Origin of the sequence: Legionella sp. (assembly GCF_965140895.1) — a bacterium.
Classification (GTDB): Bacteria; Pseudomonadota; Gammaproteobacteria; order Legionellales; family Legionellaceae; genus Legionella.
In genome coordinates, this window is the sequence record NZ_CBCSKT010000031.1 from 1 (window position 1) to 24,872 (window position 24,872).

Sequence of the window (24,872 nt, forward strand, 5' to 3'; positions counted from 1 at the left end):
TTGTCTGCATCTTCACGTCGTTGATATTGGTGGCACAGTGCTAAATAATCAGGAATAGCATCTTTGTGTGCGATGTGTAATTCAGAGAAGAGGTACGTAACAATACAGGGTACAAGAGCATCTTGATTCTCTGGAGCTGATAGCATGTCAGTCGTCAAAATAGCATCTAAAAGCTGTTTTCTTGCTGTTATAGTGCGCAAATTAGGTAATTCCACGTTAATAGAAAATAAAACGTTTGTTTCCCAAATGGCTTCTAATAGGTAAGTATCTAATGAATGATTATTAATACTAAAGTAATCTGAAAAATGTTTCTTCAAGATATTTAGGCAATCTTCAGGAGAAGCTAATAGCTTTTGCATGAGTTGTTTGGCACGATGTTCACCAAAGGCGGTATAATGCCGCAGCCATGTAAAGGATGTTATATTATAACCACGTTTATCTGCTTCATTTTTGTTATTTCGCCATGAAAGATAACGTTCAATTGCTTCACAGAAAACCAAAGTTCTTAATTGCTCTAATGAGGGTAACCCGCTTGTTTTTTTAACGAAAATGGATTTTTTATTTTTCGGTTGCTTGCTTTTTTCTTGTTTTAAAACCTCTTCTTGCTTTAATGCATCCTCTTCGCTTAATTTTTCTAGTTTCTTAGCATTTTCTTTGGAGCCAGACTCTTCTAGTTTTAACACTTCTTCTTTTATTCTGGCCTCTTTTTTTTGTCTCGCTTCCTCTGGGTTTTTGGCCTCTTCAATTTTAAATTGTTCTTGTTCTTCAATAGTTTTGTACAAACTAACAGGTACATCCTCAAATGCTTGGGGATAGTCTACTGGTATTAGCATGTCGGACGTTAAATAGTGTTTAAATTCAGTTTCGTAAAGAGAGTTTTGTGTAAATGAAGACCACAACCAACCAATTTGATACTCGTTCTCGGGGTTAAAAATTTCGTTGGAACACAATACTCTTATTTCGTTAAAACCGAATAGCATCGTGGGATGATTGTTGCCCCAAACCATTAATGCGGTCCAGAGGTATTGGAGTTGAACAGCATCCCTACCACCGCTGCGAGCCATGGAGAGCCGAAGGCGCGGGCGAGTAGTCCCTGGTAGCCTTAGGGCCGGATGTTTTTCCGTAGGAAAAATATAAGGCATCCGAAAAGGCGTCAGTCATTGGGGAGCGCAGATTTTTAGTCCCGAAGGGGACTCAAAATCAAGGGGGACCAGGACGTCCAGGGCCTTTAGCTTCGCGCGTTGGCGAGTCGATTTCGGGGACTGGGACGTCCCGGAATCTTTCACGAGGTAGCGCGACCCTTAGTAATCTTAGGGGGTTCTCTTGTGTAGGACTCCGAGGAGTTTTATTAAGAAGATTATTAACCCATGCCATACTATACTTTACTCGAGCGGATGGTTCCTCGGGAAAAAACGTTATTTTCATAATCTATTTCCTTTATTCTTTGAGAACAAATAGCCAACAACCTTATTTGTTGAGTAAGGCTAATTTGTGTCTGGACTTGATGGTTTTACTCTAATGTAAGTTCGAGGACTAAATCTTTAGCTGAAGTACTCGTCTCATTTCTAACTGTAATTTTACTACGGTTAATTTTTGAAGTACGGCTGTTGTGGCTATTGGGACGCCAAGTAATGGTATAGACATAATATTCCTTTTAAGGTTGATTTTACTTAATACACAATTTCCTGAAATCAGCCGGCATCATATCCAAGTGGGCAAAAAAAATCAACTTTGTTTTTTTGCAAGACATTCGCTATTGAAGAGACAAGATTTTAATTTAATTACTTGTCCTTCTGGGTGTAAGCTAGGGGTTTTTCATGACTAGAAATAAACCAATCATTATTCGGTCGATTTTTAATCAGCAGGTGGGGTAAGGGCACCTTCATGTATGGACCCAGCGCTGGATGCAAGAAGAAATTCAATAAATTGTTAGAAAACGAGATAGAGATGCAGCCATGTATACGGCTTCTTGTTTCAGTGCCTTGTCAGCACATGAGCCCTGATAGTCTCTGCGCTCTTTCTCCTCATCAACTTATCGGTTTCTAGAACCCCTGACGATGTTAGGTTTTGAAAGAGCAGGTCTTACCTGTTTTGCTATCACTTATTGTTTTACCTTAAGCACACTCCAGACGGTAGTAACACAGTTTTTATTCTTGTTGTGTTTTATGCAGCACACGCGAGTTCCGGCTGATAACACGCACCGGTTGTCATGATAGCCCTGATGATTCGTGCATTTTTATTGGCTAAAGCGACCGCTGCTTTATTGGCCCCATGCTGAAGCTTTTTGTGAGCAATTAATGTTGATGAAGGATGACGTTCAACGGTACTTATTTAATGATTTTTTAGAGAACCCAGAGGATTTGGAAGACATCCATCCTTATTTTATTGCAAAAAAATTAACAATATCTAACCTAATGTATGAGCTACAGCACGACTTGCTTAGCATAGAAGCTGATTACCTACTCAAATTAGAATTAGATAATAGCCGTATCGTACTCGATGATGAAGTTGCTAAAGAAAAGCGATTTAAAGAGCGTAAAGCATCTGGCTCTTTTGGCATTAAAATTGACCAGAATAAAAAAATCCATATGGAACATTGTGATATAGATGGTTAAGTGAAAAATTTAGCAATTTAGAAAAGAGAAGCCATTTTTAAACTATTGATGCTTACTCTGTTTGCAAATGCGAACCCTGGGAGATTTGTGTTGGTTCGTTTGTCGTGCTTGTGCGCAGCTACAATACACCTTAAGGCCAATAAGGACTCAAGGTCGACGTCTTGTCGATTGAAGCTGCACCAAACGGTTTCATTATAGAAAAGCCATGAGGATTAGCCATAAGTAAGCGACTTAATGAGATGTAAGATATTTCTTATTTTATAGGGCTGGGTGCACCGACTCACTCTTTGGGGCAACATCCCTTTCCATTTTGGCTTACTCATATCCAAAGTGAAGTGATACAAACGCTACTCATCTTCTCATTTGAAGGTATAAACCTATGGCAATTCTTCTTATTGTTTTTAATAGTCTAGAATTAAGTAACCATCCATAATAAAGGAAGAATTATGGTTAAATCCATTTGGAAAGGTGAAATATCCTTCGGTCTTGTTTCCATCCCAGTATCATTAGTGTCCGTAGATGTTAGGACTTGAAAACAGATTCGGCTCTGCTTGAATTATTTTTCCAATGAACCAACAATAAAATGCAAATGGATTTTGATGAAACCGAATTAAATTGCCAATAGAATTGCTTTTGAACTCGAATTATTTTGCAAATGGCTATTTATCCATACAAAATAATGTGAGCCGAGTTGATTCTGTTTGCGAGTCCTAACATTTCAAGGTTATAATGATATAAATAAACCAATATGATTAATTTTTGAGGATCGTTGTCTATGAATGAGCCACTCATCAAAACAAAAGTAGATATTTATCAATGCCCTGATGTAGATAATCAACATAACCTAGGAAAAAATAAGAATATTACGATAGGCGATCTTCATGGTAATGCAATTAAATTAATATTCTTTCTAGTAAAGCAAGGTGTCGCGACTATTGAGAAGCATGATTATGCGCGCTTGGTTACGGTCTATCAAATTCCCGTAGAAGAGCTTACTAAAGAAGATTTAAATGAATTTTCTACAATTATTCACGATAAAATGAAAATCATTAATAATGAAGCAAATGTCCGATTGATTGGAGATGAATTTTGCGATCGGGGGATGGGGGATCATTATACTTTATGGGTTCTTGATAAATTACATGAAGCAAAAGTTCCATTAGAAATACTGTATTCGAACCATGGTGGTGATTTTATTACCTATACTGAATTGGTTGGAATAAAGGCTATTGATTTTGAAGGGTATGACTTTTCTTTAGGAGATTCAAATCAGATGCAGTCTTTAACGCATATGGATGCGCTTATTACTAAAGACCTGCTTTCTCTGGATAAAATTATGGAAATTGTCCAAAGGGCTTATAAACCTACTTTAAAAGTTTTTGCTTATGAATTGAGTGCTGATGGAAAAAAGCTATCTTTTTATAGCCATGCGCCTATAGATATGAGCCATGTGGAGCAAGTTGCTAAACAATTGAATATTCCCTATGACGCATCAACTGCGAGAAAGCTAGCAGAAACTATTGATTCAATTAACAAGAAATTTCAGGAGTATGTAAATAAGAAACAGACAAACGAAATAGCTGCTTCCGGTACAGCTTTGAATGCGGTAGCATGGAACGACAATCAATCTACCCTCGACCGCTCAGCAACACGTTCAGGGTATGATATTACATTTACTCATGGACATCGTAGTGGTACTGTAGATCAAGATAATGTGTATAATCTTGATACGGATTTGGGTAAAAACATAAAGATGAATGAGAGGGAATATGCAATTACCTATTCATTCGGTTTTTCATTAGAATATACAAGAAAAACACAACTACTTCAGGATAAGTGCAGTGTTTATAAAAATCATTTAACTAATGAAATTAAAAAACTTGCTTCTTCACTACCCAACGAGTTGTTAACACAGCATTATCTTAAAGACGGCAAGCCAGATATTGATAAAATTGCCGATCAAGTTTCTCAAGGCATCTCTTTAACCTGCACTTCAGAGGGAGTTGGGAATGATGACGTACATTCATCGGAGCGTTATCCAAAATTGTATGCAGCAGTTCATAAATATAATACTGTACGAAATATGATAAATGCTCTAGGTGATGATAAGGCTCCTGATCCTATTGCGGATATGAAAAAAATAATGATGGATAATAACGATCAATTAGTCGCTCATCGTTCGCATCGTGCGATCAGGTTTTTCCAGGATATTCTTAATATATTATCTTTGGGAACTTATTCCAAAGCGACTAAAAACACGTTTGCTTTTTGGAAATCAAGGGGTGAGGCTTTAGTCGATGACATTGAGCAGAACACTTCATCAGTGAACCCTAAGTAGCGTCATTATGTGTTAATTATCAAGGCGCCATTGGCGCTGATCTTCTCTATTGTGCGTACACCCGCCCATAGAAAACCTGATGATGTTACATAGATACATGGCAAAAGTGCATGATAACAAGCAAGAAATTACTATAGAGCGTGTTAGCCCCCTTATAAAAAAACGAAGAATTATTGAATAGCTTATTGTATCTAAAGAATAATTTCTTAACGTAGCTCATAAGGGTCCGATGCCCGACTCGGGCATCGGACCCCTATAACACTACGCTAATATGGGCTACTTTGAGATAATAACACAAGCTCCGTTTCTACTTTTGTTCGAGATGCAATCGTTGCATCGTGGAAATGTCTACAATACAACCGCTTATGATCTTCTTCATTAAACAAGGCAATTAAAACATAGCCTGGTTCTTTGGCTAAGCTAAGATCTTTTTTAATGTCTTTTTTTATTTCTTGGATCAACTTTAAAAACAAATGCTCGCTAGCCGTAGAGTTCAATTCACCATTACTAAAAGTAAGTGCTAAGGCTGTGGCCGCATCATGATCGCGAAAATAACCATCAATTTCTACTTTTCTAGAAGCAGTCCCCCAAAAAAAACCACTCCAATATGGACGGCTTGAGGCATCGTCTTCTAATGCTCGATCTTTTAGCGTATCGAATCGCTTTCCCTGCGATGAGGAGACATCCTCCACCCAGGATAATACGGTTTTGAACACCAAGGCGATACTCTCATCGCAAGACACATCAGAAAGTTCAGCCTTTAGTTCTTGAGGGATATCAATTTCATTTTCGCATTCGCCTTGAATAACAAGCTGGTCTATATTGGGTAAAAGAGTTTTTTGTATAAACGCATTAAATGAGATTGTAAAGTTACGTGCATTATAGTGGTACATCAGCAAATCTAATTCTTTAATAAAAATAGGTGAATCATCCACCTTAGTCATACTTAATTCACGGAATGCTTTTGCAAATAATAATGAAAGAAACGTAAATGAACTGCATTGTAAAGCCAGAAATAAAACATCACTAATAATATCTTCTTGTTTCCAAGATCGGTTCGATTTAATTAACCAATTATTTAGTGCAGCCTCATCTCCCTGAACCAAAATATTTACTAGTTCACGTCGCTCTTTTTTGAGGAGTTCAGACTCACTGATGTCATCAACATAAGGCTCAAGATCATCAACTTCAACCTCAAATTCATCATAAATCTCAAAATCCTCTTCATTAAAATCTTCAAAGTCATCAAAATCCTCATGATCACTCATAGAGTCCGATACTGTTTTTTTTGGTGAACCTATTGGCATAATCCCTCCCAATATATGGCGTGAATTCTACTATATGCGTAATAAATGTAAGATTCAAGGGGTAAATAAGCATTTAAATACACAGCAAGAATCTGGACGTTTAATGCGCTAAATAATTAATTTTTCCTCTTGAGGCATAGACTGATTGTTTGCAACATGACTTCCTTAACGCCATGATGGACATTAACCAGGAAAATGAAAACCTGGTAGCAAGCAACGTCATGGGGCAACTAAACAATAACCGTTGCGCAGAAAGGCGGACGAAAAAAGCGTCAAGCCATCATTGAACTTAAAGCGCTGCAGGTGACACTGACGCCTCCGCACCGCCAGACAGAAGGTTTGGATGAACTAACACCGATTACATTGACTGCGTTACTTGTTCAGGAAGTAAATACAGAGTTAGAGGAGTCCCTGCAATGGATATTATTAACCTCAGAGCCTATTACTTGCTTTGGAGAAGCCAGAGCGCTCACCCGATATTATGAACTACGTTGGAAAATTGAAAACTTCCATAAAGCATGGAAATCAGGTGTAGAGGCTGAAAAGCAGCGTATGCAGTCTCCAGAGAATTTAGAAAAAATGGTGGCTTGTTGCTGTCCGTTTACTGCAATTAAAAGAGCATTTTGAACAGCAAGGACAAATCATTTCGCTTGAAGAAGAGACTCAGCCCTGTAATACCCTACTATCAGATATAGAATGGAAGATATTATAGAACGCGATAGAAAAAAAAGAGTATCCTAAAACTATTCCTAGTGCAGCTTGGGCTACCGTTTGGAAAGGTTTTTTTAGACTGAGAGAACGAGTGAAGGGATATTTAGTGGCTGTCTCTTGAAGATATGTGATCAAGAGACAGTTGCAAGCAACCAGGCTACATTGATTCAAATTAACTTGTTTAGCTTAAGTTGCCGACCCCAGCATGGTGATCCGCTCTCGCCTCATTTTGATGTTCTTCCATTAATTCACTAACTAAAGAAGGACATGTTTGTTCTCTACTAATTGGATCTGCCATCGGCTTATTTTGAACCATCGGTCCTCCAAGTAAACTAATAGTCCTAGCCGAGTCTGCGCCTGTATTTATTTGCTTTAATGGAGCAGATATGCCTAACGAAGCAGTGAATTTTCCTTCAATGGCTCCTGTCTCCTGATTAACTTGCAAAACATAAGGAGGGGTAAACAATGATAATTCATTTTGATCATTTCGCGTTTTATAGACACTACGGGTTTCCGCATAGGCAAAAATTGACTTAATTCCAAAAAGCTCAGCGAAAAAAGACTGGAAGTTTTTCCCATGTCCAAAGAACCAACAATCGCGACCATCAACTTTTTCGATAAGCTTTTTAATCTCCTCGACTTTATCCCCGGCATAATCCAGATCTTGTTTTACATCAACGCAATTATCAATTAACTGAGACTCAACAGAACCATGCTTCTTTATATTGTCCAGTGCCTGCATTCTTTTTTCATACAGATTATCAAACTCCTTTTGCCCGCTAAATAACATAGAAAAGAACCAAAGAATCACTTTGACCGGTTCTCGCCAAAAAGAGGTAGCCTCATATATTTTCTTCATATCAGCTTTGGAACGAAGATCACAGCCAGACGGATGGCTACTATTTTCGGTTAACGCAGGCTCAATAGATATTTCAGCGTCACAAATGTTTTCAGGAATTAATAATCCAGCTGTTTGCATCGCCCTATTCATTGGGGAGATAGCAATGAATGGTTGATTGTTCCCAGGATACAATAATAAATTGCCCGTAAATTGGTTGGTTTGACTCATACTCGCTTCAGCAGATGCAGCAATGGGTGCATTGGGGCTCATCCCCAAGCGTTTTTGCGCCCAGATGGCGCTTTTTCCATGACGACTAAATAATACATGCCCTATGATTTCCAGTTTCTGAGCGTTAAGATAAACCTGATCCGCCTCTTTGAGCTGCTTTAATAAGGCCCCTTTTTCTTCTTCATTAACTTGACTTAATTTATTTATGATCTCGTCAACATACTGAAAGTAAATCTGTTTTACATGCTCCTGTGAGTTTTCTGCTTCAGCCGAAGAACTATGTTCCTCAATTAATTGAATAATCTTTTTTTCTTGCACGGCAACATTCCTAATAAAGGTCCAAATATATTGATATTGTACATTATACCTAAAAATAGATAAAAAAAGTAACATCTCGAAGCGATAAGTCTCTGAATTACATGTATTCAGCATAATAAATAGACTCGCTTGTTCCATTTCGCATATCCGTTTACACTGTAATTCGCATATTAAGAAGACTTCTGGGCCACATGCCTCAGAAAGTTGTACGAAGGATACGTGCATGGGGTTTATCATAAGGATGTTTCTTTGCCTAAGTCTGGGAGTATTGCTCCTGGGCTGCACCATATCATTACCACAAAAACGCCACCTTGAGCATCTCCAAACCCCACCGAAGATCGAACCCGAAATTAAGCAACGCCTAAACGATAAAACCACTTTATCAATGGGGAATTGGCCACAACAACAAAAGGGGTTAGACAGCCAGTTTGATGTGTATTGTTTGCATGATGAAGTGATTCAAAAACAATAATACAGCGACTACCGAATCACCGCGCTATTCAACGGATATTTTTCAACAGGAAGAAGCAGGGATTGATGAATTACTTACTCATATTATTGCCACCAATGTCGATCCGAATCTGCAAAAATATGCGCAAACAGTCTTTGCTTATAATGAATTAGCTCATAAAACGAGAGTCCAATGATCATTTATGCTCTCGTATTTTCGCTTGCGGCCGTAGTTTTTAATCTGACCTTGCCACTTATGGCGGGGTTTTTTATTGTTGATAATCTTGGTGGCAGTACCTACATCAGTTCTTATGCAATCAGTTTCTTTTGTATTGGTAATATGTTGGGGGTACCGTTTGGCAAACCACACAGTACTTGCTTGAACCCTATTCAGCTATATATCCGGTGTTTAGCGATGCTGCATGTGAGTTGGCTTTTAATTGCTTTACTCATTATTTTATCATCCACCTTTTTCTTTAAAGGTCCGGTATTGTTTGATAAAAAAATGCGCCCTATTAGGAGCATTTCAAATGTTTATTCAATAAAATCCTCCAGTTCTTCATCTTCCTCCCTATCATCAGAAGACATGAGATGCTCATGCCAATTAGCTGGTATTTAGGTAATCCTCTTTTGGTTGTTCATTGAGAGCACTCCAAATGAGAAATTAAATAACATTAACAAGCTTTTCTTAAGTTGATGCCAGTCAGCCTTTGTTCTTAGAATCCAGATAAGTTTCGCAACACTCGCTGGTAAGCGGTCGGGAATAAACATATCCCTGAAAGCCGTCAATCCCTTGGGTATGAAGTGCATTAAGCTGTTGCTCATTTTCAACGCCTTCTGCAACCACCTTCATATTTAATTTATGGGCCATGGTTGTAATCGCATGGATAATCGTTTGATCTAAAGAATTTTCTGCACAATTATCAATAAATACTTTATCAATTTTTATTTTGTTAACCGGCAAAAATTTTAAATAAGATAAGGCAGAATAACCAGTACCGAAATCATCAAGAACTAAATTGACCCCTAATTGTTGCAGCTTTTTAATTTCTTTATATAGGTTTTCATTGTGATTAAGAACTATAGTTTCTGTAATCTCAAGCTCTAAAAATTCAGGATCAAGCTGAGTTTCTGCTAAAACATCGGCAACAACAGAACTAATTGACTGATTAAGAAATTGTACTGCGGATAAGTTTATTGCAATAAAACCTGAAAAAATCTTTTTCTCCTGCCAAATTTTAGTTTGTTGGCAAGCCGTTTTAAGAACCCATTCACTTACCGGACCAATTAAAGGACTCTGTTCTAAAGTCGAAATAAAATCTTTAGCTTCTAAAACTCCTTTGTCAGGATGTTTCCATCTGATTAAAGCTTCAAGACCAATTATTGCTCCGGTATCTACGGAATAAAAAGGTTGATACATCAAAAAGAATTCCTGATTCTCATATGCGCGTTGTAATTCTTTATCCAAACCGTGTATGCGTTGATAATCTTCCTGCAATTGGTTTGAATAGTAATAAAACTGATTTCGCCCTTTTTCTTTCGCTTGGTATAAAGCCGTATCTGCCAATTTAAGTAAGGCTTGTATGTCATGCCCATCATCAGGGAAAATACTTATTCCAAGACTGGTTGTCGTTTGTAAAATATGCTCACCAACATGAAAAGGTTTAGATAGTTCATGGAAGATCCATTCTACGATCGAACTTAGGTATTCTTTGGAGGTAAAATCGGTGAGCATTACTACGAACTCGTCCCCCCCTATCCGTGCAGCAATATCGCCTTTCTTTAAAATAGAGTTTAATATTTTTGCTGTATGGATAAGCAACTTATCTCCATAATCATGGCCTAAATTATCATTAACCATTTTAAAATGGTCTAAATCTAAAAATAATACGGCGATTTTATTTCCAGAGATACCAAACTTTCTTGAGGTTTGTTGAAATAGCTCATACAACATATTACGGTTGGCAAGCCCTGTAAGCGGGTCATGTGACACCTGGTAATAAAGCTTTGCATTTTCCAGCAAAGTCATCGCCTGGGAAGAGAGTAACTGCAAACTGTCTAGATGACTTGCGGTAAAGGTATCATTGCTGTCTTTATGTTCCAAGTACAAAATATGACAAAGTTGCCCTTGATAAAAAAGCGGCATTGCAAGAATAGACCTAGGTTTTTCCTTTTGTACATAAATATCATTAAATGTAAGATCCGATAGATTGGTGTCATTGATAATAATTGCTTTTTTGGTCAGCTGCACATAATTCAAAACTGAAAGAGGATATTGTAATCCCGCATCGGTTGCTTTGAGGTTATTCAAATAAATATGTTGTTCCTCTGAGTTACCTTCTGCTTCGATAATCCATTTACCATTGATGCGGGTTAAAATAATACTGTTTTGTGCCCCTGAATTTTCCAAGACAACGGTGATGAATTTTTGCAATAGCTTATCTATCCGTATCTCACTGGAAAGAACCTGAGTAAATTTTAAAATAGCCAACATGTCCAAATTCTGGGCTCCCCCCTGAAAAAGCATTGGTTTTGCTATTGCCGTTTCACTAGAAATATACGTTGGATAGTTATCCTCCAGCAATTGGGCTTTAGCGATAGCCCCCCACTTCAGAAACAATTGATAAGAATTCTGTAAATAAAGTTGCGCCACACGCTCGATTTTTTGGGTAATGCAATAGCAACCCGCACGCTCATTTGCAATAGCAGCAATTAAAATAGACTTGTTAGCCAATGCCCTATTAATCGCCTCATCATATAAAGGCAGTGCATTTTGATTATGGAGTTGTGCTAATTCCGCCTGGATTAATAAAGAATGCATTTTAAAATTCTCAGGACACCAAGTAGCATCCCGGTCAATCAATTGTTTCAATCGCTTTATTTTCTTTAAAATTGGTTTACGTTGTTTTTTCGGTAATTGATGAAGGTATTGGCATAAAGCCAGAGCATGATAAAACTTACCATCAAAATGGGTTATTAATCCTTTATCATAATCCGAATAAGCCTCATGATTTTGCCCCATGCGCATAGCTTGGTCGATGTTTCCTAATATACAATGCAATCGCGTTATTGAACAGTAAAAAAAGCTCAGCTCCGTTTTGTTCTCTCCTTGAATGATGCTTTGTTCAAAAGCAGCCAATTGTTTCGGCCGGATAGGCTCCAGATTTTTTAAGCATTGAACAGAATAATCCCAAAATCGCGTCACATTGACAAAATCAGAAATCTTAGTTCGTGCCATAAATGACAAGGCAGCCTCAACATATCGTTTTATTTCGTCCAGTGTTTGTCCTACGATAAAAGAATGAGATATCAATGCGAGGCTACTGTAATTGCTGTAACCTAAATCACCCGCCTCACAGCCTAGCTTAAAAGCATTTAATATTGTTTTATTACTTTCACTAAGGGGTAACTGATATGGCTCAATAAATTCTCCTAAAACAAATTGATTCCTACCTTCAAAATTTGATGGTCCATATTTTTGCTTTAACTTATTATAAAGTCTGACAAAAGATAGTGCTTCTTCGTGTAAGGACAACGAATGCATTAGTACAAACGCATAAACAGGAATACACATGGAGGTACTTTCGGTATAACCATATTTTAAACTTAGTCTTAAGTTGATGCAGGTAAGAAAAATAAACATCATCTGATCGATAATAAACGCGCTATTAAGTAATTGCGCAATTAAATTGACTATTGCCTTTTGTTTTAAATCACTCATTAAAGGTAAGTCAATAAATTCGGGCTGCGTTTTTTTCAATTGAAATTTGATTTTATAAATGGCTATTAATAAATGATATTTCTTAGCCTTTTTCGGAATGTGGATACCAAAACTTCTTAACGCGCTTAAACCCAGGCTCAGTGCTTCTCTATGTTTACCAATCGTGGCCAGCATTTCAATTTTAAGTTGATTGATTTCTAAAATCTTAAGGGGATTTTTTTCCTGATTGAGTAATAGATTAAAATAACTATTCGCATTTAGAAAATCACCAATCAGATATTTACATGCAGCCAGTTCTTTATAGAGTTGGAATGCCAACTCCTCTTCATTTTGCCAACAATTATCAGGTAATAAAGAAATACCTGCGGAAAAATATTCATTCGCCGCATAATAAGCTGAGGCTAATTTAGCTTTCTGACCAGCCCATAAATTGTACTTGGCCAAGTGCGCACGTTGGATGGGATCGCTCACTAAAGCAAGGCCTTGATTAAAGTGTTTCATCACTTCGAACAAGCGCTCATCGTTTTCTGTTAATTCTTTTTCTTTGAATAATAATCGACCTATTTTCAGATGAAGATAGGGTAACTCATCTTTTTCTACCAATTCCGAACTTGCTTGCTGAATACGATCGTGGACAAATCGATAATGTAACGTACTTAATTTCTTACGATTCACAACCCCTTCGAAACCCATCAAATTCTCGGTTAAATAAGCCTCGTCTAGCGGATAAATTAAATTAGCTTTTATTGCCTGATATAAGCCATCTGCGGTTTGACTAATTGTCTTTTCACTAATAGTGACCAAAGTATTAAAATCAAATTTATGCCCTAAACAAGCTGCCAACATTAAAATTTCTTGTGTTGCTTGTGGCAACCAATGAATCTTCGTTGTCAGCAGCTCTACCACATTATCAGTAGCACTCTGTTGCACGATTTTAGGTAAATCCCATTCCCAAGAACCTTGCTCATAAGAAAAGCGCAACAATTTATTTTGATAAAGTAGTTTAATGAATTCATTAATAAAAAAAGGATTGCCCTGGGTTTTCTCAAAAACACATTGTGCCAATTCTTGAATCCTATCCATGGGGCTTAATAAGGTATCGTGTAATAATTGCTGAATATTTTTTAACTCTAAAGGCTCCAGTGTAATTTGCGTTAGCCCCATATAATTCTTACTGATGCTATTTAATGTTTGCTGTAAAGGATGGTCCTCGCTAATTTCATTATTACGATATACACCTAGCAACAATAAATAATTGGTTTCCTGATCTTGTAATAAGTTTTCGATAAAATGAAGAGATGAATTATCCGCCCATTGCAAATCATCAAGAAAAATAATCAAGGGATGATTTTTTTGCGCAAATACGCGAATCAAATTTTGGAATGCCAGGTTAAACCGTATTTGCGTATCATTAGGATTTAATTTAGGAACAGATGGTTGTGCCCCTATAATTAATTCTATTTCAGGGATAACATCAATAACTACCTGACCTACTTTGCCTAGAGAATCTAATAACTGAGTTCTAAGATCGTTTAAATGATCCTCACTTTCAGCAAGGACTTGATTCACCAATTTTTGAAATGCGGAGACAATGCCACTGTAGGGAATATTTCGTTGCATCTGTTCAAATTTTCCTTGGATGTAATAAACGCGTTGCTGCGCCATGGCTTTGTGCATTTCATTAACCAAAGAGGTTTTGCCAACCCCGGAGTATCCAGAGATTAACACGATTTCTTTATTGCCTTTGCTTACATGATTAAAGGCTTGTAGTAATTGCTCTACCTGAGCATTACGACCATATAAATTACGCGAAATACTTAAATAATCACGTATATCATTTAAGCCTAAAGTAAAGCGTTTAATACAGCGTTTACGTGTCCATTGCTCTTGGCAGACTTGCAGATCCGATTTTAAACCAAGGATGTTTGAATACCGTGATTCAGGCATTTTATTGAGAAGCTTATCAATAATCGCATTGAGCATTTCCGGAGCATCCAATCTTTTTTCAAATGCAGGTGGTGCTTTTTTGGCAATATGGCAATGAACTAACTCCAACGGATCGTTGCTTTGAAACGGTAGTTGATTCGTTAACATCTGGTACAGAGTAATACCTAAAGAATAAAAATCAGTACGATAATCAATCGGACGATTAATGCGTCCTGTTTGCTCGGGTGAAATATAAGCCAAATCTTCTTCAAGGCTATTGAATGCCATATAATCAAAGGTTTCTTCTGAAATTTGGGTACAGACGCTTAAATCAATTAATTTGAGCGCTAATTTATCTGGATCTATGATAAGATTCGATGGATTTATTTCTTTATGAATAATTTTTAATTGATGCAACTCACCGATTATATCCACTAGCTGCAACGCCAATTTACAAAAATCACCAATATCTAATCGATTATCCTTTAGATAATCATGTAAAAGCATCCCTTCAACGTTCTCTAAAATTAAAATGGGTACAGGAATATCTTGTAAAAAATCATAAGCTTTGATGATTGTGGGGGAATCAATTTGTTGTAATAAATTAAACTCATGCTGTAAAACCGCCATATTTTCAGCTGTAACATGATGATTATTTGGCGTTTTTAGCAACACACGGAACCTATCTTTACTTCTAATTGCATAGTAAGTATCGATATTATGATTATTACGCATTTTCTTTTGTAATGCATAACCTGATATGGCAACCATTTCGACTCATTTATTGATAGTCATTCTCTATGATTAATTTGAGCATCCATAGCTCAAATTAACATCCCGATACGCTTCTATCAAATTTTCCTGAAAAAAAAAAGTATGTTTTCCTGAGATTACAACTAAAAAAAGATTTGGTTCATAGCTGCTCTTTTTTCTAAACCAAGGCACCACGAACTTACCCCTTATTTATGGCCCTTACAGGCCTGCAGCATTTGAGTAAGATGTACTTAATATTCAAAAATACATTCTATACATATAGTTTAGTACAGGAGGGGGGTATGTCAAAAATATTTTCTTTTTAATTGTAAATCTAATGTTTTGCGGGTTCGCAACCAAGATTACAATCGAGCGCGAGTGAAAAAAAACACGCTCTTCCTCAATATTTTGTTCTAGAAAATTATGTGCATTAATCACTTTATTTTTGGCTAAACGAAAAACTTAACTGACTAATTATAAATCACTTTCAAGTCAGCAGTGTAACAACGAATACCGGATCGAAGCCTGATTTATGTACCACCCCCGTATTATTCTGCGCTAACGCGGACTACGTGGCTACCACTTCTTAATTTTTTGCATCACCCAATAACAGCGCCATAAAAATATGATTTTCATATTTCATCTCAATACGCACCGCATTTTTATGAACACCTTCTTTCTCAAATCCAAATTTTTCATACATGGCAATAGCAGGCAGGTTTTGCTCACGCACAGTAAGCTCAATACGAGTTAATCCTTTTTGTTCTGCTTGTTGAATGGCGGCTTGCATTAATTTCTTGCCAATGCCCTGCCCTCGATAAGCAGCTAATACGCCAATACCTAAAGAGCCAATATGAGCAAAAACAGGCCGATCCAGTGAACTAATGTCACACCATCCAATGACACGTCCCTCACAGACCGCAATAAAATGAGGCCAATTTCCCTCAATATTTTGCAAGACAAAATCGCGCGTAATATGTATTGGTGGACCTTCCAAGAAAGCCAAGTACTTACGTTCACGCGCAACGCTATCAACAGCAGACCAAAACCCTTCTATATGCTCTGTAGTTATTGATGTTATTTCAACAATCATATATCAACTCCATCGTTATTCTCATCGTCCCGCTTTACACAAGTCAACGATGTAAAAAAGAGCTTCGGGGAGTAGACAAAAGTTCAAAAGACCAACTCCCCTCAACTCTAACCAATCATTTTTTTCTCTTTTGAGCGGATGGTTTCATTGGTACTTTAATTTCATTGGGATAATCAAAAGCTGAACCATTTGCTACATCAATCCCACCACCAATAATTCCTCCAAATATAATATTACCAAAGATTAATCCTTTAAGTTTTGATTGTACTTTGGTCGATGATTTTTCATATCCAGGCTTTTCACAGGTAAGTAATAAATCCTTGTTGCTGCGATGAACCACTATACTATTGGGTGTGTGATCCACATACCATTTACCTTTATTATTTTCTAGGGCGCAACGTGCGTTTTGGGCGGGTGAGGTTAATACAGTAATTTTTTGCTGGTTGCCGCTAACGATAGAAGCACAACCGGTTAAGAGAGAAAGGCTAAAACATGTCGAAGACAATAATGCTAATTTATTCATAATAACTTCCATTTTTCCATAAGGTATTGGTTGCTTTTTCAACATAACTTGTTGCTTATTTCATTAAATTCCCAGTTCCATAACATGAGAATTTTGAGCGGAAATAATACCAAGCTTTAACAAAAACACAATGAATATTTGTATAAATATGCGATGCAATACCGTATTTGTTTTTTTTATGTTCACCATGGTGAAAAAACACCTTTATTTTGCTATGTATCGGATGCTGTAAACAACTGCTTCTTTGGGATGAAATGTATTAACGAGCATATGCGGAGCTATAAAGCACAGCAAACATCAAAAACCTAACATTCGATTATCCAGCTGAACTTAATCATGATGTTTATGTTATAATTGATTTTTTTATTACCGGTTTAGAAACAACATGCATACATTACCTCCCTGCCCCAAATGCAACTCCGAATATACTTATGAAGATGGTTCCTTATTGATTTGTCCCGAATGCACCTATGAATGGAGCAAACATGAACATATGGTGGATGAAAGCCAAAACGAAGAGCGAATCATTAAAGATGCCAATGGCCAAGTATTAAATGATGGGGATACCGTCACTGTAATTAAAGACTTAAAAGTTAAAGGCTCCTCTTTAGTAGTAAAAGTAGGCACCAAAGTAAAAAATATTAGGCTAGTTGATGGCGATCATGACATTGATTGTAAAATTGATGGTATTGGTGCCATGAAATTAAAATCAGAGTTTGTGAAAAAAGGATAATTCTCCCCTGGAGCAATGATGAACGGATCTCATCACAAGAAAAAAAAATCTCATCGTTTAAGTCACTTCAATACGCGTTGGCCTGCTTGGCTCGCGCTTATTGTGGTCACCTTACTCTACGAAGCTCTTCCCAAAGTATTTTATTGGGGGCCACGAGGCTTGCTTATTGGTTTGGTAACCGTAATGCTGATTCCAATGATAATTGGTCAATGGCGTGGCAATTCGCAACTTAATCGTATTCTTGCTTTGTCTATTAATATTCTGATTACACTGTCTACCATTATTTCTGTGTGTCGCTTACTTATAGCTACATTTCAGGGAGAAATTGGCCCAAACCATTTGCTCGTCTCATCAATAATTTTATGGACAACCAATATCCTGGTTTTTGCATTATGGTACTGGAGCTTAGATGCGGGCGGCCCAGTACAAAGAGAGCTTCCAGAAAGCGCAGGCTCAACAGCCTTTTTATTTCCACAAACGCAGCTTGCCTTAACTGAAACGGCAGGTGTACCAAACTATATAAAAGACTGGAAACCCCATTTTGTGGATTATTTATTCCTGGCCTTTAATACCACCACCGCCTTTTCGCCAACAGATACTCCGGTATTAACTCGTTGGGCAAAGTGCATGTGCATGCTACAAGCGATAATTTCATTAGCAATTATCGTAATGCTCGCCGCACGAGCAATTAATATATTGAACTCTGGTTCAAGTTATGTTGTTTCATAGAGCCTGGCTTGCAACCAGGTTTTCACACAAATCACTGCGCCTAATTTTTTATACCATAATAAAATATAAATAAACGGAATGAACATATCATGACTCAAGCTCCTAAAATCTTTGATTACGTCATCGTAGGCGGAGGCTCCGCAGGTTGCGTTTTAGCAAATAGACTTTCCGAAAACCCCCATACCAAAGTATGCCTACTCGAAGCGGGACCAGCAAGTAGGAGTCCATTCATTAGTATGCCTATGGGAATTATCATGGCCATACGCAGTAAAAAATTAAATTGGCATTTGTGGACTACCGCTCAACCTCATTGCAACAACAGAAACATGTACTGGCCTAGAGGACGAACACTTGGAGGCAGCTCCTCTATTAATGCCATGTGCTATGTACGAGGACATGCTAATGACTATGATCAATGGGCACAATTAGGCAATGAAGGATGGTCTTATCAAGAAGTACTTCCCTATTTTGAAAAATTTGAGCGCGAAGAAAAGATTCATGTCGATAAGCCCAAGTATTTAAATCCCTTGATGCGTGTTTTTGTGCAAGCCGGAGAACAAGCTGGTTATCCGGTTTTAGAAAATTATAATACACAGCTCCGCGAAGGCGTGGGATATTTTGATGTTTCCCAAAAAAATGGGCAGCGTTGGAGTAATGCTCGAGGTTATTTAGATCCAATAAAAAAAAGGAGTAATTTAACCATTATTACGCAGGCTCAGGCAGTTAAAATTATTTGTGAAAATAAATGTGCTCAAGGAGTGCGTATTATAAGACGAGGGACCACTCAGGACGTCCTGGCAAACAAAGAAGTAATTCTGTCTGCAGGTAGTATCGGCTCCCCCCATCTTTTATTATTGTCCGGTATAGGACCTAAAGCAGAGATAGAAAAACATGGCATAGCTTTAGTCCATGATTTACCAGGTGTAGGAGAAAACTTACAAGATCATTTGGATATCCATATCAGCTGCCTGGATAAAACACATACCTCATTTAGTTTTCTTCCCAGCGCTCTATGGCGACATCTTAAATCACTAGCACTTTATTTATTTAAACATCAAGGCGAATTAACTAGTAATTACACCCAGGCCGTAGGTTTTGCCAGAAGCAACCCCGATTCGATAGCCCCTGATTTACAATGGCATTTTGCAGCATCCATGTATACCAATAGCGCCCGTCAATTAAAAGATTTGTTTCGCCATTACGGCTATTTATTAATGACCTGTTATTTACATCCTAAAAGCCGGGGCACAATTAAATTACGCAGTGCTAATCCGATGGATATGCCTTTAATCGATCCCAATTATTTATCTGAAAAAGAAGATTTGGATGCCATGGTCATTGGCTTTCAAAAAGCCCGAGAAATCATATCGCAACAAGCTTTTAGCCCTTATTTTGCAAAAGAATTTGAACCCGGAGAAACAACAAAAACAGAAGAACAGATTCGTGAGTACATTAAGCAAAAATCAGAAACCATTTATCATCCCGTAGGCACCTGTAAAATGGGTATCGACTCAATGGCTGTGGTTGATCCCATACAGTTAAAAGTATATGGAATAGAAAACCTAAGAGTGATTGATGCCTCCATTATGCCTACATTGGTGAGCGGTAATACCAATGCACCTACAACCATGATTGCTGAAAAAGGAGCCGCTATAATTTTAAAATTATCACATTAAAGAATGTTTTGGCATTTTCTACTTAATTTATCTCTATTTGTGTTTGCCAATTAATTTAATTCGCTTTAAATTAAAATGAGCATTGTATAAGGAGATATCATGAAGCTAAAAATCGACCCATCCAAAACACAGTAATCTCTGAGCCAAGATTAATTTAATTAGAGCTGTCTGACACGTTTGATAGGCATCATAAGCCAATGAAGCTGCATTGGAGAAATTCAATGCAAACAAGGAACTTGCCACTACACCGAGAATTTTGAATGTTTCAAGTATCAGTGAAAAACCAGAGCTAACAAACTGCCACTGCCCAATCCACATTGAGTAATTTATTTTTTTAAACTCATTAAAACCACGATAACGATGAAAAAAATACTCCATTGGGTGCTCCCATAGATTTATTTTTAATTCGTTTAGATATTTTTTTCCTACTTCAGAAAAATTCTCAAATATGATCGTTCCTAGCTCATACATTAATTTTTTATCAAAACAATGGGTTGAAGGTTATGTGGGAGAGAATTAAACGGATGGCTTTAGGATTGATAAGTAAAAATGATTTTTCCATAGCTTTGCCATATCGATTTAAGGCTGAAGGACACAAAGTGTACACTTATGAACTTTTTTTCAATATCGATGCCATGGAAAACATACCGTCAAAGTTATAACCAATTGTCGCGATAAAAATTCCTTCATGTCACTATAAATTATCACCAATCCCCCATAAAAAATTAACACTATTTGATATTTGGTTTAGGTATGATATAGTCATGTGTCTTTTTTTTAACCACTTATCAATGATAAAATAATGAAAAACAAGATACTATTTATTTGTCTTCTTCTATCATCACTCATGTTCATTGTAGAATGTAGTACTCGAATCTTAATTTAAGACCTCAGATGCAATTCCCCTACCAGCTCATCGACTTAACTCATGCATTAGAGAGCACGATACCTAGTTGGAATGGTGGTTGTGGCTTTAATCATGAGCTGCAAATGGATTATGCTAATTGCCAAAATGAAGATAAATTCAGGGTGATGAAACTAAGTATGGATGCAGGGATTGGCACTCATATGGATGCTCCAAGCCACTGTGTTCCTGGCGGGAAAGGCATTCATGAGTTTAATGTGAATGACTTATGTATGCCTTGCGTGGTCATTGATGTTTCTAGTAAAGCCCATCAGCATTATCGTGTATCTGCAAAAGATATTAGTGATTTTGAAGACCTGTATGGCCCAATTAGTCAGGATACATGCGTGATGATTAAAACAGGTAATTAGCTAATAAAAATGAATGATGTTTTCGCCTTGGCACTAGAGCAATTACACCTTGAAAATGCACGGCTACTTGCATTGATTGGGCCAAAAGAACAAACCATTCAGCAACAAAAATTCTCTATTGAAACATGACAACATCAGCTTCATTTATTCCGTACCGCCCGCTTTGGCCGTAAGAATGAAAAAAGTGTGGTTAGGGAGCAATTAGCCCTGCAATTTGATGAGGCTCTTCCTGCAGGGAAACAGTAGCACTAATACAACTAAAACCATCACCTATACGTGCAATAAAGAAGGAACAGGAAGGAAATCATTACCTTACATTGAAAAAATTCATGATTTAAGTGATGCAGAAAAGCAATGTTCTTGTGGCTGTACTTTAAGTAACTGGCTCATTCACTCAGCCAATCTGCTGCCCCCCTTGGTAAGGGCTTATGGAGGCAGACATTCAAAGTCACGATATTGCCTTTGCCGATGAGACGACCTTGCAGATTCTTAAAGAAAAAGGCCGATTACCTACACAAAAATCCTATATGTGGTTATTCATTGGTGGCTCGCCTTCCAAACGGGCTTTTGTTTACCAATACCATTCCACACGCGCACATCAAATACCGATAGAGTTCTTCGCTGATTTCAACGGTTATTTACAGGCGGATTGCTATAAAGCTTATGTGGCCTTGGGACAGCGCGATTCCTTGGTGCATGTTGCCTGTTTCGCTCATGCCAGACGCTATTTTGTCGATGTGGTCAAAGCCAATAAAAAGAAAGGGCTTGCTCACCAGGTCGTGGAGTTGATGGACAAACTTTACAAAATAGAACGTGTACTTAAAGAGCAAAATGCCTCTCCTGCTCTTGTCTTCATGACGCGCATCCAAAAGGCAAAGCCTTTATTGGATGAAATCAAAACCTTGCTCAATAATGCCCAACTTATTGTATCTGCAAAAAGCCCTTTGGGCGCTGCCTTGTTTTATGCCCTTAATCATTGGGAGGCTCTCAATGCCTATCTCTATGATGGACGATTGCAAAATAATCGCGCAGAGCGCTCCATCAAACCCTTCGTTATTGGACGAAAAAACTGGCTCTTTCATGGCAACGACATTGGAGCACGCGCTGGAAGCATTCTCTTTTCACTGATTGAAACCTGCAAGCAAAATCACGTGGAGGTCTTCTCATGGCTAAAATACGTGCGTTCCAACATCCACCAAGCCCAGACCATGAAACAGCTTGAGCAATTACTTCCATACAATATCAATCGGTCTCTTCTTAATGATATGCGCAGCATACCTGACTTAATCTTTCCGCAGAAGAGTGGGGTTAATTAACCGCTTAGGGATCCGCTACGTTATTTAACAACCCATTTTGGTCGTAGTGACGAATACTGCGTCCATGCGTTGGGCCTTCGCTCTTATGGGCGATTTTGGAGCCATCTTCATGCTGAGGACCGCCATTATTGATAAGTACCATATCGGTCAGGTTATCGACCGTATCATACGTATAATTAACGTAGGATAGCTCGTTACCTCGATAGCCGCGGATGGATTGATGCGTTAATAAACCCTCCTTATACGTAAGGAGAGTAGTTTGTGACTGATAGCCCTTCTGATCATAGGCGTATTCTACCGTAACCCGACCCGCTAAATCATAGAGTTTGGCTTGAATTTTCTTATCATATTTATAGGCCTGTACGAGCTGATTGGCTTGATCATAATAGTAGTGGTAGTCGGTTAACTTCCCTTTCTCATAACATTCTGCATCGCTCACATTGCCCGCATTATCATACCTCAGCCGACTTCCATTGCTACCGAAAACAATTTCCCCATGGTGCAGATCACCTTTCTTTAGGGTCATGCGGTTGTTTTCATCGTAGAGATAATACGCATCACTTGCACTACCTGAGCGAGCGGCACTTGAAGGATCAAGCTCTGCCCCCATAGATATTCTTTTTCAATCACCATTGATATCCGGCAATCTTCCTGTATTAACATACACATTGTTTTCTTTTGTACATTTTTTACTAATATATGGAATATATTTTGTGTTTATTTTTATTGATTTTGGAGTTTCAGCATCTATATTACTTAGAGTTTCATTAACTAAATCAAGCTCAAGATTTGCATGTACACCCATTCTATGATTTTCAATTTCCTTGACTACTTTAATCATAATATGATTTTCATTGATACGTTCGAAAGCAAAAGAAAGATCTAATTTTTCCATAGTCATGCCATATGAACTCCCAAAAACAAGCGAGACCATTAAATCATTGCATTTCATTCTAGACAATTCTATTGCTTTATTAGCAGTTGCAGAATATAAATAATTATTTGAAACTAATATAGTTAAAACACAAAATAATTTAACATATTGAACCATTATTTAAGCTCCTTTTGAAATCCGTCTGTTATAGGCCAACGCACACCTTTTAATGCATTTCGATAAGCCTGCTTATGACTCTCTATGCTAGAATGCCAACTTGCATAATCCCCATTATATTTGTTTTCTATCTTATACGCCAAACGCATCAGTTTGACGTGGTCAAGCAAATTGACACACCCAGTTACCAGTTAAGCAACTTTCTTCATTTCTCCCCAAATCTGTTCAAACTGACTTGGATTCATATAATTAAGGTATGAGTACATCCTAAAGGTTTCATGCTCAAAAGAATTTATAATTTCATTCCTGGCCCTCGAGACAAGCCGGTTTCTTGCAGTAATTTTCTTGCTTCCTTAATATGGCTGGTAGCAATACCTCTTTCAGCTTTATTCGGAATTTTTGTATGCTATGTGATATCTCCTCTAATTTCTACCCAAGTGTTCTGACACAAAATCGAATTATTTTTTTCCGAAACTATAATCGACGGTGGAATTTCAAAATTTGAAGTAACTAATTTAAAATCAATTGGCATTTTAAGATCACATTTCCAACCATCTCGATCCATATAAAATCCTTTGCCTTGCAAACGAAAATTAGGCAAAGGATCAGACAATTCATTACCTGAAGCTAGTAATAGCTCAATTATAGGTTCAAGATGAGTGTATGGCTTAGCATCGTTCATTGGTAATGATGCGATTATAGTCTTCATGTTATTTACCTCTCATCAAACGGCTACTTAACGGATAGCTTATCAGGGGCTTTGTAATATTGGTATGATTAGGAATGTATAATTGAGGCAATCATCCAACCCCATATTTGGGATTTGCGCGTGTGATTCCGAAGGCTGCAAGTGTATCCTCAATAATTTCAAATGCCGTTACACTTGGCCGATATAATCCATTTCTTGGTGAAACCTGCAAACATTCAAACAATGCAGTTGCATCTAATTTTGAGCGGCGTATAGCACTTGACGTTGTGAAAAAGCCCGTTACTCCAGGTTCTCCAGCATAAACTATAGTTCCTTTTTTAAGAGTAATATCTCTATATTTATCAATCCCAGGATAATCTCTGCTACCTTGAAAACCTTTTGCTACAACTGAAGGTGAAAACTTATTTGGAACCGTTTGTGCTATTTCCTCAACGACAGCTGTTTTACTAACCAATAGCTCAACCTTCGAACCAGTCTTCCCAAGCCCTTTTAATGCAGTGTATGCTAATTTGCCTCCAGGCACTAATCCTAATGCGGCAAGACCTCGATTAATGCGCTC

Annotated in this window: 20 protein-coding genes and 1 pseudogene; 10 read left to right on the forward strand and 11 right to left on the reverse strand. The window is 37.6% G+C overall.

Features of this window, described 5'->3' with window-relative positions:
- Nucleotides 1–1,142, reverse strand: a pseudogene (locus tag ACQY7T_RS03710) (hypothetical protein); the annotation flags it as partial.
- Between the two features lie 1,161 nt (nt 1,143–2,303).
- On the opposite strand from ACQY7T_RS03710, the gene ACQY7T_RS03715 reads away from it, so the two are divergent.
- Nucleotides 2,304–2,615: a hypothetical protein gene (locus ACQY7T_RS03715; RefSeq protein ID WP_428411367.1), complete on the forward strand. Its 312-nt coding sequence runs from the start codon at nt 2,304–2,306 to the stop codon at nt 2,613–2,615.
- A gap of 775 nt (nt 2,616–3,390) precedes the next feature.
- On the forward strand, nt 3,391–4,953 hold the full coding sequence (gene wip, locus ACQY7T_RS03720) for a Dot/Icm T4SS effector Wip (RefSeq protein ID WP_428411368.1): 1,563 nt from the start codon (nt 3,391–3,393) through the stop codon (nt 4,951–4,953).
- 266 nt (nt 4,954–5,219) lie between these two features.
- Here wip and ACQY7T_RS03725 read toward each other — a convergent pair whose 3' ends face one another.
- Entirely contained in the window at nt 5,220–6,260 is a 1,041-nt protein-coding gene (locus tag ACQY7T_RS03725; RefSeq protein ID WP_428411369.1) for a hypothetical protein, read from the reverse strand.
- Nucleotides 6,261–6,563: 303 nt separating this feature from the next.
- On the opposite strand from ACQY7T_RS03725, the gene ACQY7T_RS03730 reads away from it, so the two are divergent.
- Nucleotides 6,564–6,887 carry a hypothetical protein gene (locus ACQY7T_RS03730; protein ID WP_428411370.1) on the forward strand — a complete coding sequence of 108 codons (324 nt, stop codon included), beginning with the start codon at nt 6,564–6,566 and terminating at the stop codon, nt 6,885–6,887.
- A 265-nt stretch (nt 6,888–7,152) separates the two neighbouring features.
- Here the strand turns inward: ACQY7T_RS03730 and ACQY7T_RS03735 are convergent, their stop codons facing one another.
- Complete coding sequence (locus tag ACQY7T_RS03735) at nt 7,153–8,358, reverse strand: histidine phosphatase family protein (protein ID WP_428411371.1); 1,206 nt, start codon at nt 8,356–8,358, stop codon at nt 7,153–7,155.
- 223 nt (nt 8,359–8,581) lie between these two features.
- Here ACQY7T_RS03735 and ACQY7T_RS03740 point away from each other — a divergent pair, with 223 nt between their 5' ends.
- Together ACQY7T_RS03740 and ACQY7T_RS03745 are read left to right on the forward strand one after the other, a co-directional pair.
- Nucleotides 8,582–8,830: a hypothetical protein gene (locus tag ACQY7T_RS03740; RefSeq protein WP_428411372.1), complete on the forward strand. Its 249-nt coding sequence runs from the start codon at nt 8,582–8,584 to the stop codon at nt 8,828–8,830.
- Between the two features lie 171 nt (nt 8,831–9,001).
- Entirely contained in the window at nt 9,002–9,427 is a 426-nt protein-coding gene (locus ACQY7T_RS03745) for a hypothetical protein (RefSeq protein WP_428411373.1), read from the forward strand.
- An 84-nt stretch (nt 9,428–9,511) separates the two neighbouring features.
- Here the strand turns inward: ACQY7T_RS03745 and ACQY7T_RS03750 are convergent, their stop codons facing one another.
- The 3 genes from ACQY7T_RS03750 to ACQY7T_RS03760 form a co-directional block, all read right to left on the reverse strand.
- Nucleotides 9,512–15,226: an EAL domain-containing protein gene (locus ACQY7T_RS03750; protein WP_428411374.1), complete on the reverse strand. Its 5,715-nt coding sequence runs from the start codon at nt 15,224–15,226 to the stop codon at nt 9,512–9,514.
- A gap of 568 nt (nt 15,227–15,794) precedes the next feature.
- Nucleotides 15,795–16,301 (reverse strand): N-acetyltransferase family protein, encoded by a 507-nt coding sequence (locus tag ACQY7T_RS03755; protein ID WP_428411375.1) that lies wholly within the window; start codon nt 16,299–16,301, stop codon nt 15,795–15,797.
- 115 nt (nt 16,302–16,416) lie between these two features.
- A complete protein-coding gene (locus tag ACQY7T_RS03760; protein ID WP_428411376.1) occupies nt 16,417–16,869 on the reverse strand; it encodes a hypothetical protein in 453 nt (150 codons plus the stop codon).
- 340 nt (nt 16,870–17,209) lie between these two features.
- Here ACQY7T_RS03760 and ACQY7T_RS03765 point away from each other — a divergent pair, with 340 nt between their 5' ends.
- The 3 genes from ACQY7T_RS03765 (at nt 17,210) to ACQY7T_RS03775 (ending at nt 19,962) form a co-directional block, all read left to right on the forward strand.
- Nucleotides 17,210–17,557: a zinc ribbon domain-containing protein YjdM gene (locus ACQY7T_RS03765; protein ID WP_428411377.1), complete on the forward strand. Its 348-nt coding sequence runs from the start codon at nt 17,210–17,212 to the stop codon at nt 17,555–17,557.
- Nucleotides 17,558–17,572: 15 nt separating this feature from the next.
- Nucleotides 17,573–18,286: a hypothetical protein gene (locus ACQY7T_RS03770; protein ID WP_428411378.1), complete on the forward strand. Its 714-nt coding sequence runs from the start codon at nt 17,573–17,575 to the stop codon at nt 18,284–18,286.
- A gap of 89 nt (nt 18,287–18,375) precedes the next feature.
- Nucleotides 18,376–19,962, forward strand: coding sequence for a GMC family oxidoreductase (locus ACQY7T_RS03775; RefSeq protein ID WP_428411379.1), 1,587 nt, complete (start codon nt 18,376–18,378; stop codon nt 19,960–19,962).
- Nucleotides 19,963–20,067: 105 nt separating this feature from the next.
- Here the strand turns inward: ACQY7T_RS03775 and ACQY7T_RS03780 are convergent, their stop codons facing one another.
- Entirely contained in the window at nt 20,068–20,340 is a 273-nt protein-coding gene (locus ACQY7T_RS03780; protein ID WP_428411380.1) for a hypothetical protein, read from the reverse strand.
- Nucleotides 20,341–20,856: 516 nt separating this feature from the next.
- Between ACQY7T_RS03780 and ACQY7T_RS03785 the strand changes: the two genes are divergently transcribed.
- Both ACQY7T_RS03785 and tnpC read left to right on the forward strand, forming a co-directional pair.
- The gene (locus ACQY7T_RS03785) at nt 20,857–21,237 is read left to right on the forward strand and encodes a cyclase family protein (protein WP_428411381.1); all 381 of its coding nucleotides are present in this window, start codon (nt 20,857–20,859) and stop codon (nt 21,235–21,237) included.
- A 428-nt stretch (nt 21,238–21,665) separates the two neighbouring features.
- Nucleotides 21,666–22,553, forward strand: a complete 888-nt coding sequence (gene tnpC, locus ACQY7T_RS03790) for an IS66 family transposase (protein ID WP_428411382.1) — start codon at nt 21,666–21,668, stop codon at nt 22,551–22,553.
- A gap of 4 nt (nt 22,554–22,557) precedes the next feature.
- On the opposite strand, the gene ACQY7T_RS03795 is transcribed toward tnpC, so the two are convergent.
- The 4 genes from ACQY7T_RS03795 to ACQY7T_RS03810 form a co-directional block, all read right to left on the reverse strand.
- Nucleotides 22,558–23,163, reverse strand: a complete 606-nt coding sequence (locus ACQY7T_RS03795) for a hypothetical protein (protein WP_428411383.1) — start codon at nt 23,161–23,163, stop codon at nt 22,558–22,560.
- A 12-nt stretch (nt 23,164–23,175) separates the two neighbouring features.
- Nucleotides 23,176–23,604 carry a hypothetical protein gene (locus ACQY7T_RS03800; protein ID WP_428411384.1) on the reverse strand — a complete coding sequence of 143 codons (429 nt, stop codon included), beginning with the start codon at nt 23,602–23,604 and terminating at the stop codon, nt 23,176–23,178.
- A gap of 406 nt (nt 23,605–24,010) precedes the next feature.
- Nucleotides 24,011–24,313: a hypothetical protein gene (locus ACQY7T_RS03805; protein ID WP_428411385.1), complete on the reverse strand. Its 303-nt coding sequence runs from the start codon at nt 24,311–24,313 to the stop codon at nt 24,011–24,013.
- Between the two features lie 91 nt (nt 24,314–24,404).
- Nucleotides 24,405–24,872 (reverse strand): hypothetical protein (locus ACQY7T_RS03810; RefSeq protein ID WP_428411386.1); only part of this gene is annotated, 468 nt, incomplete at its 5' end.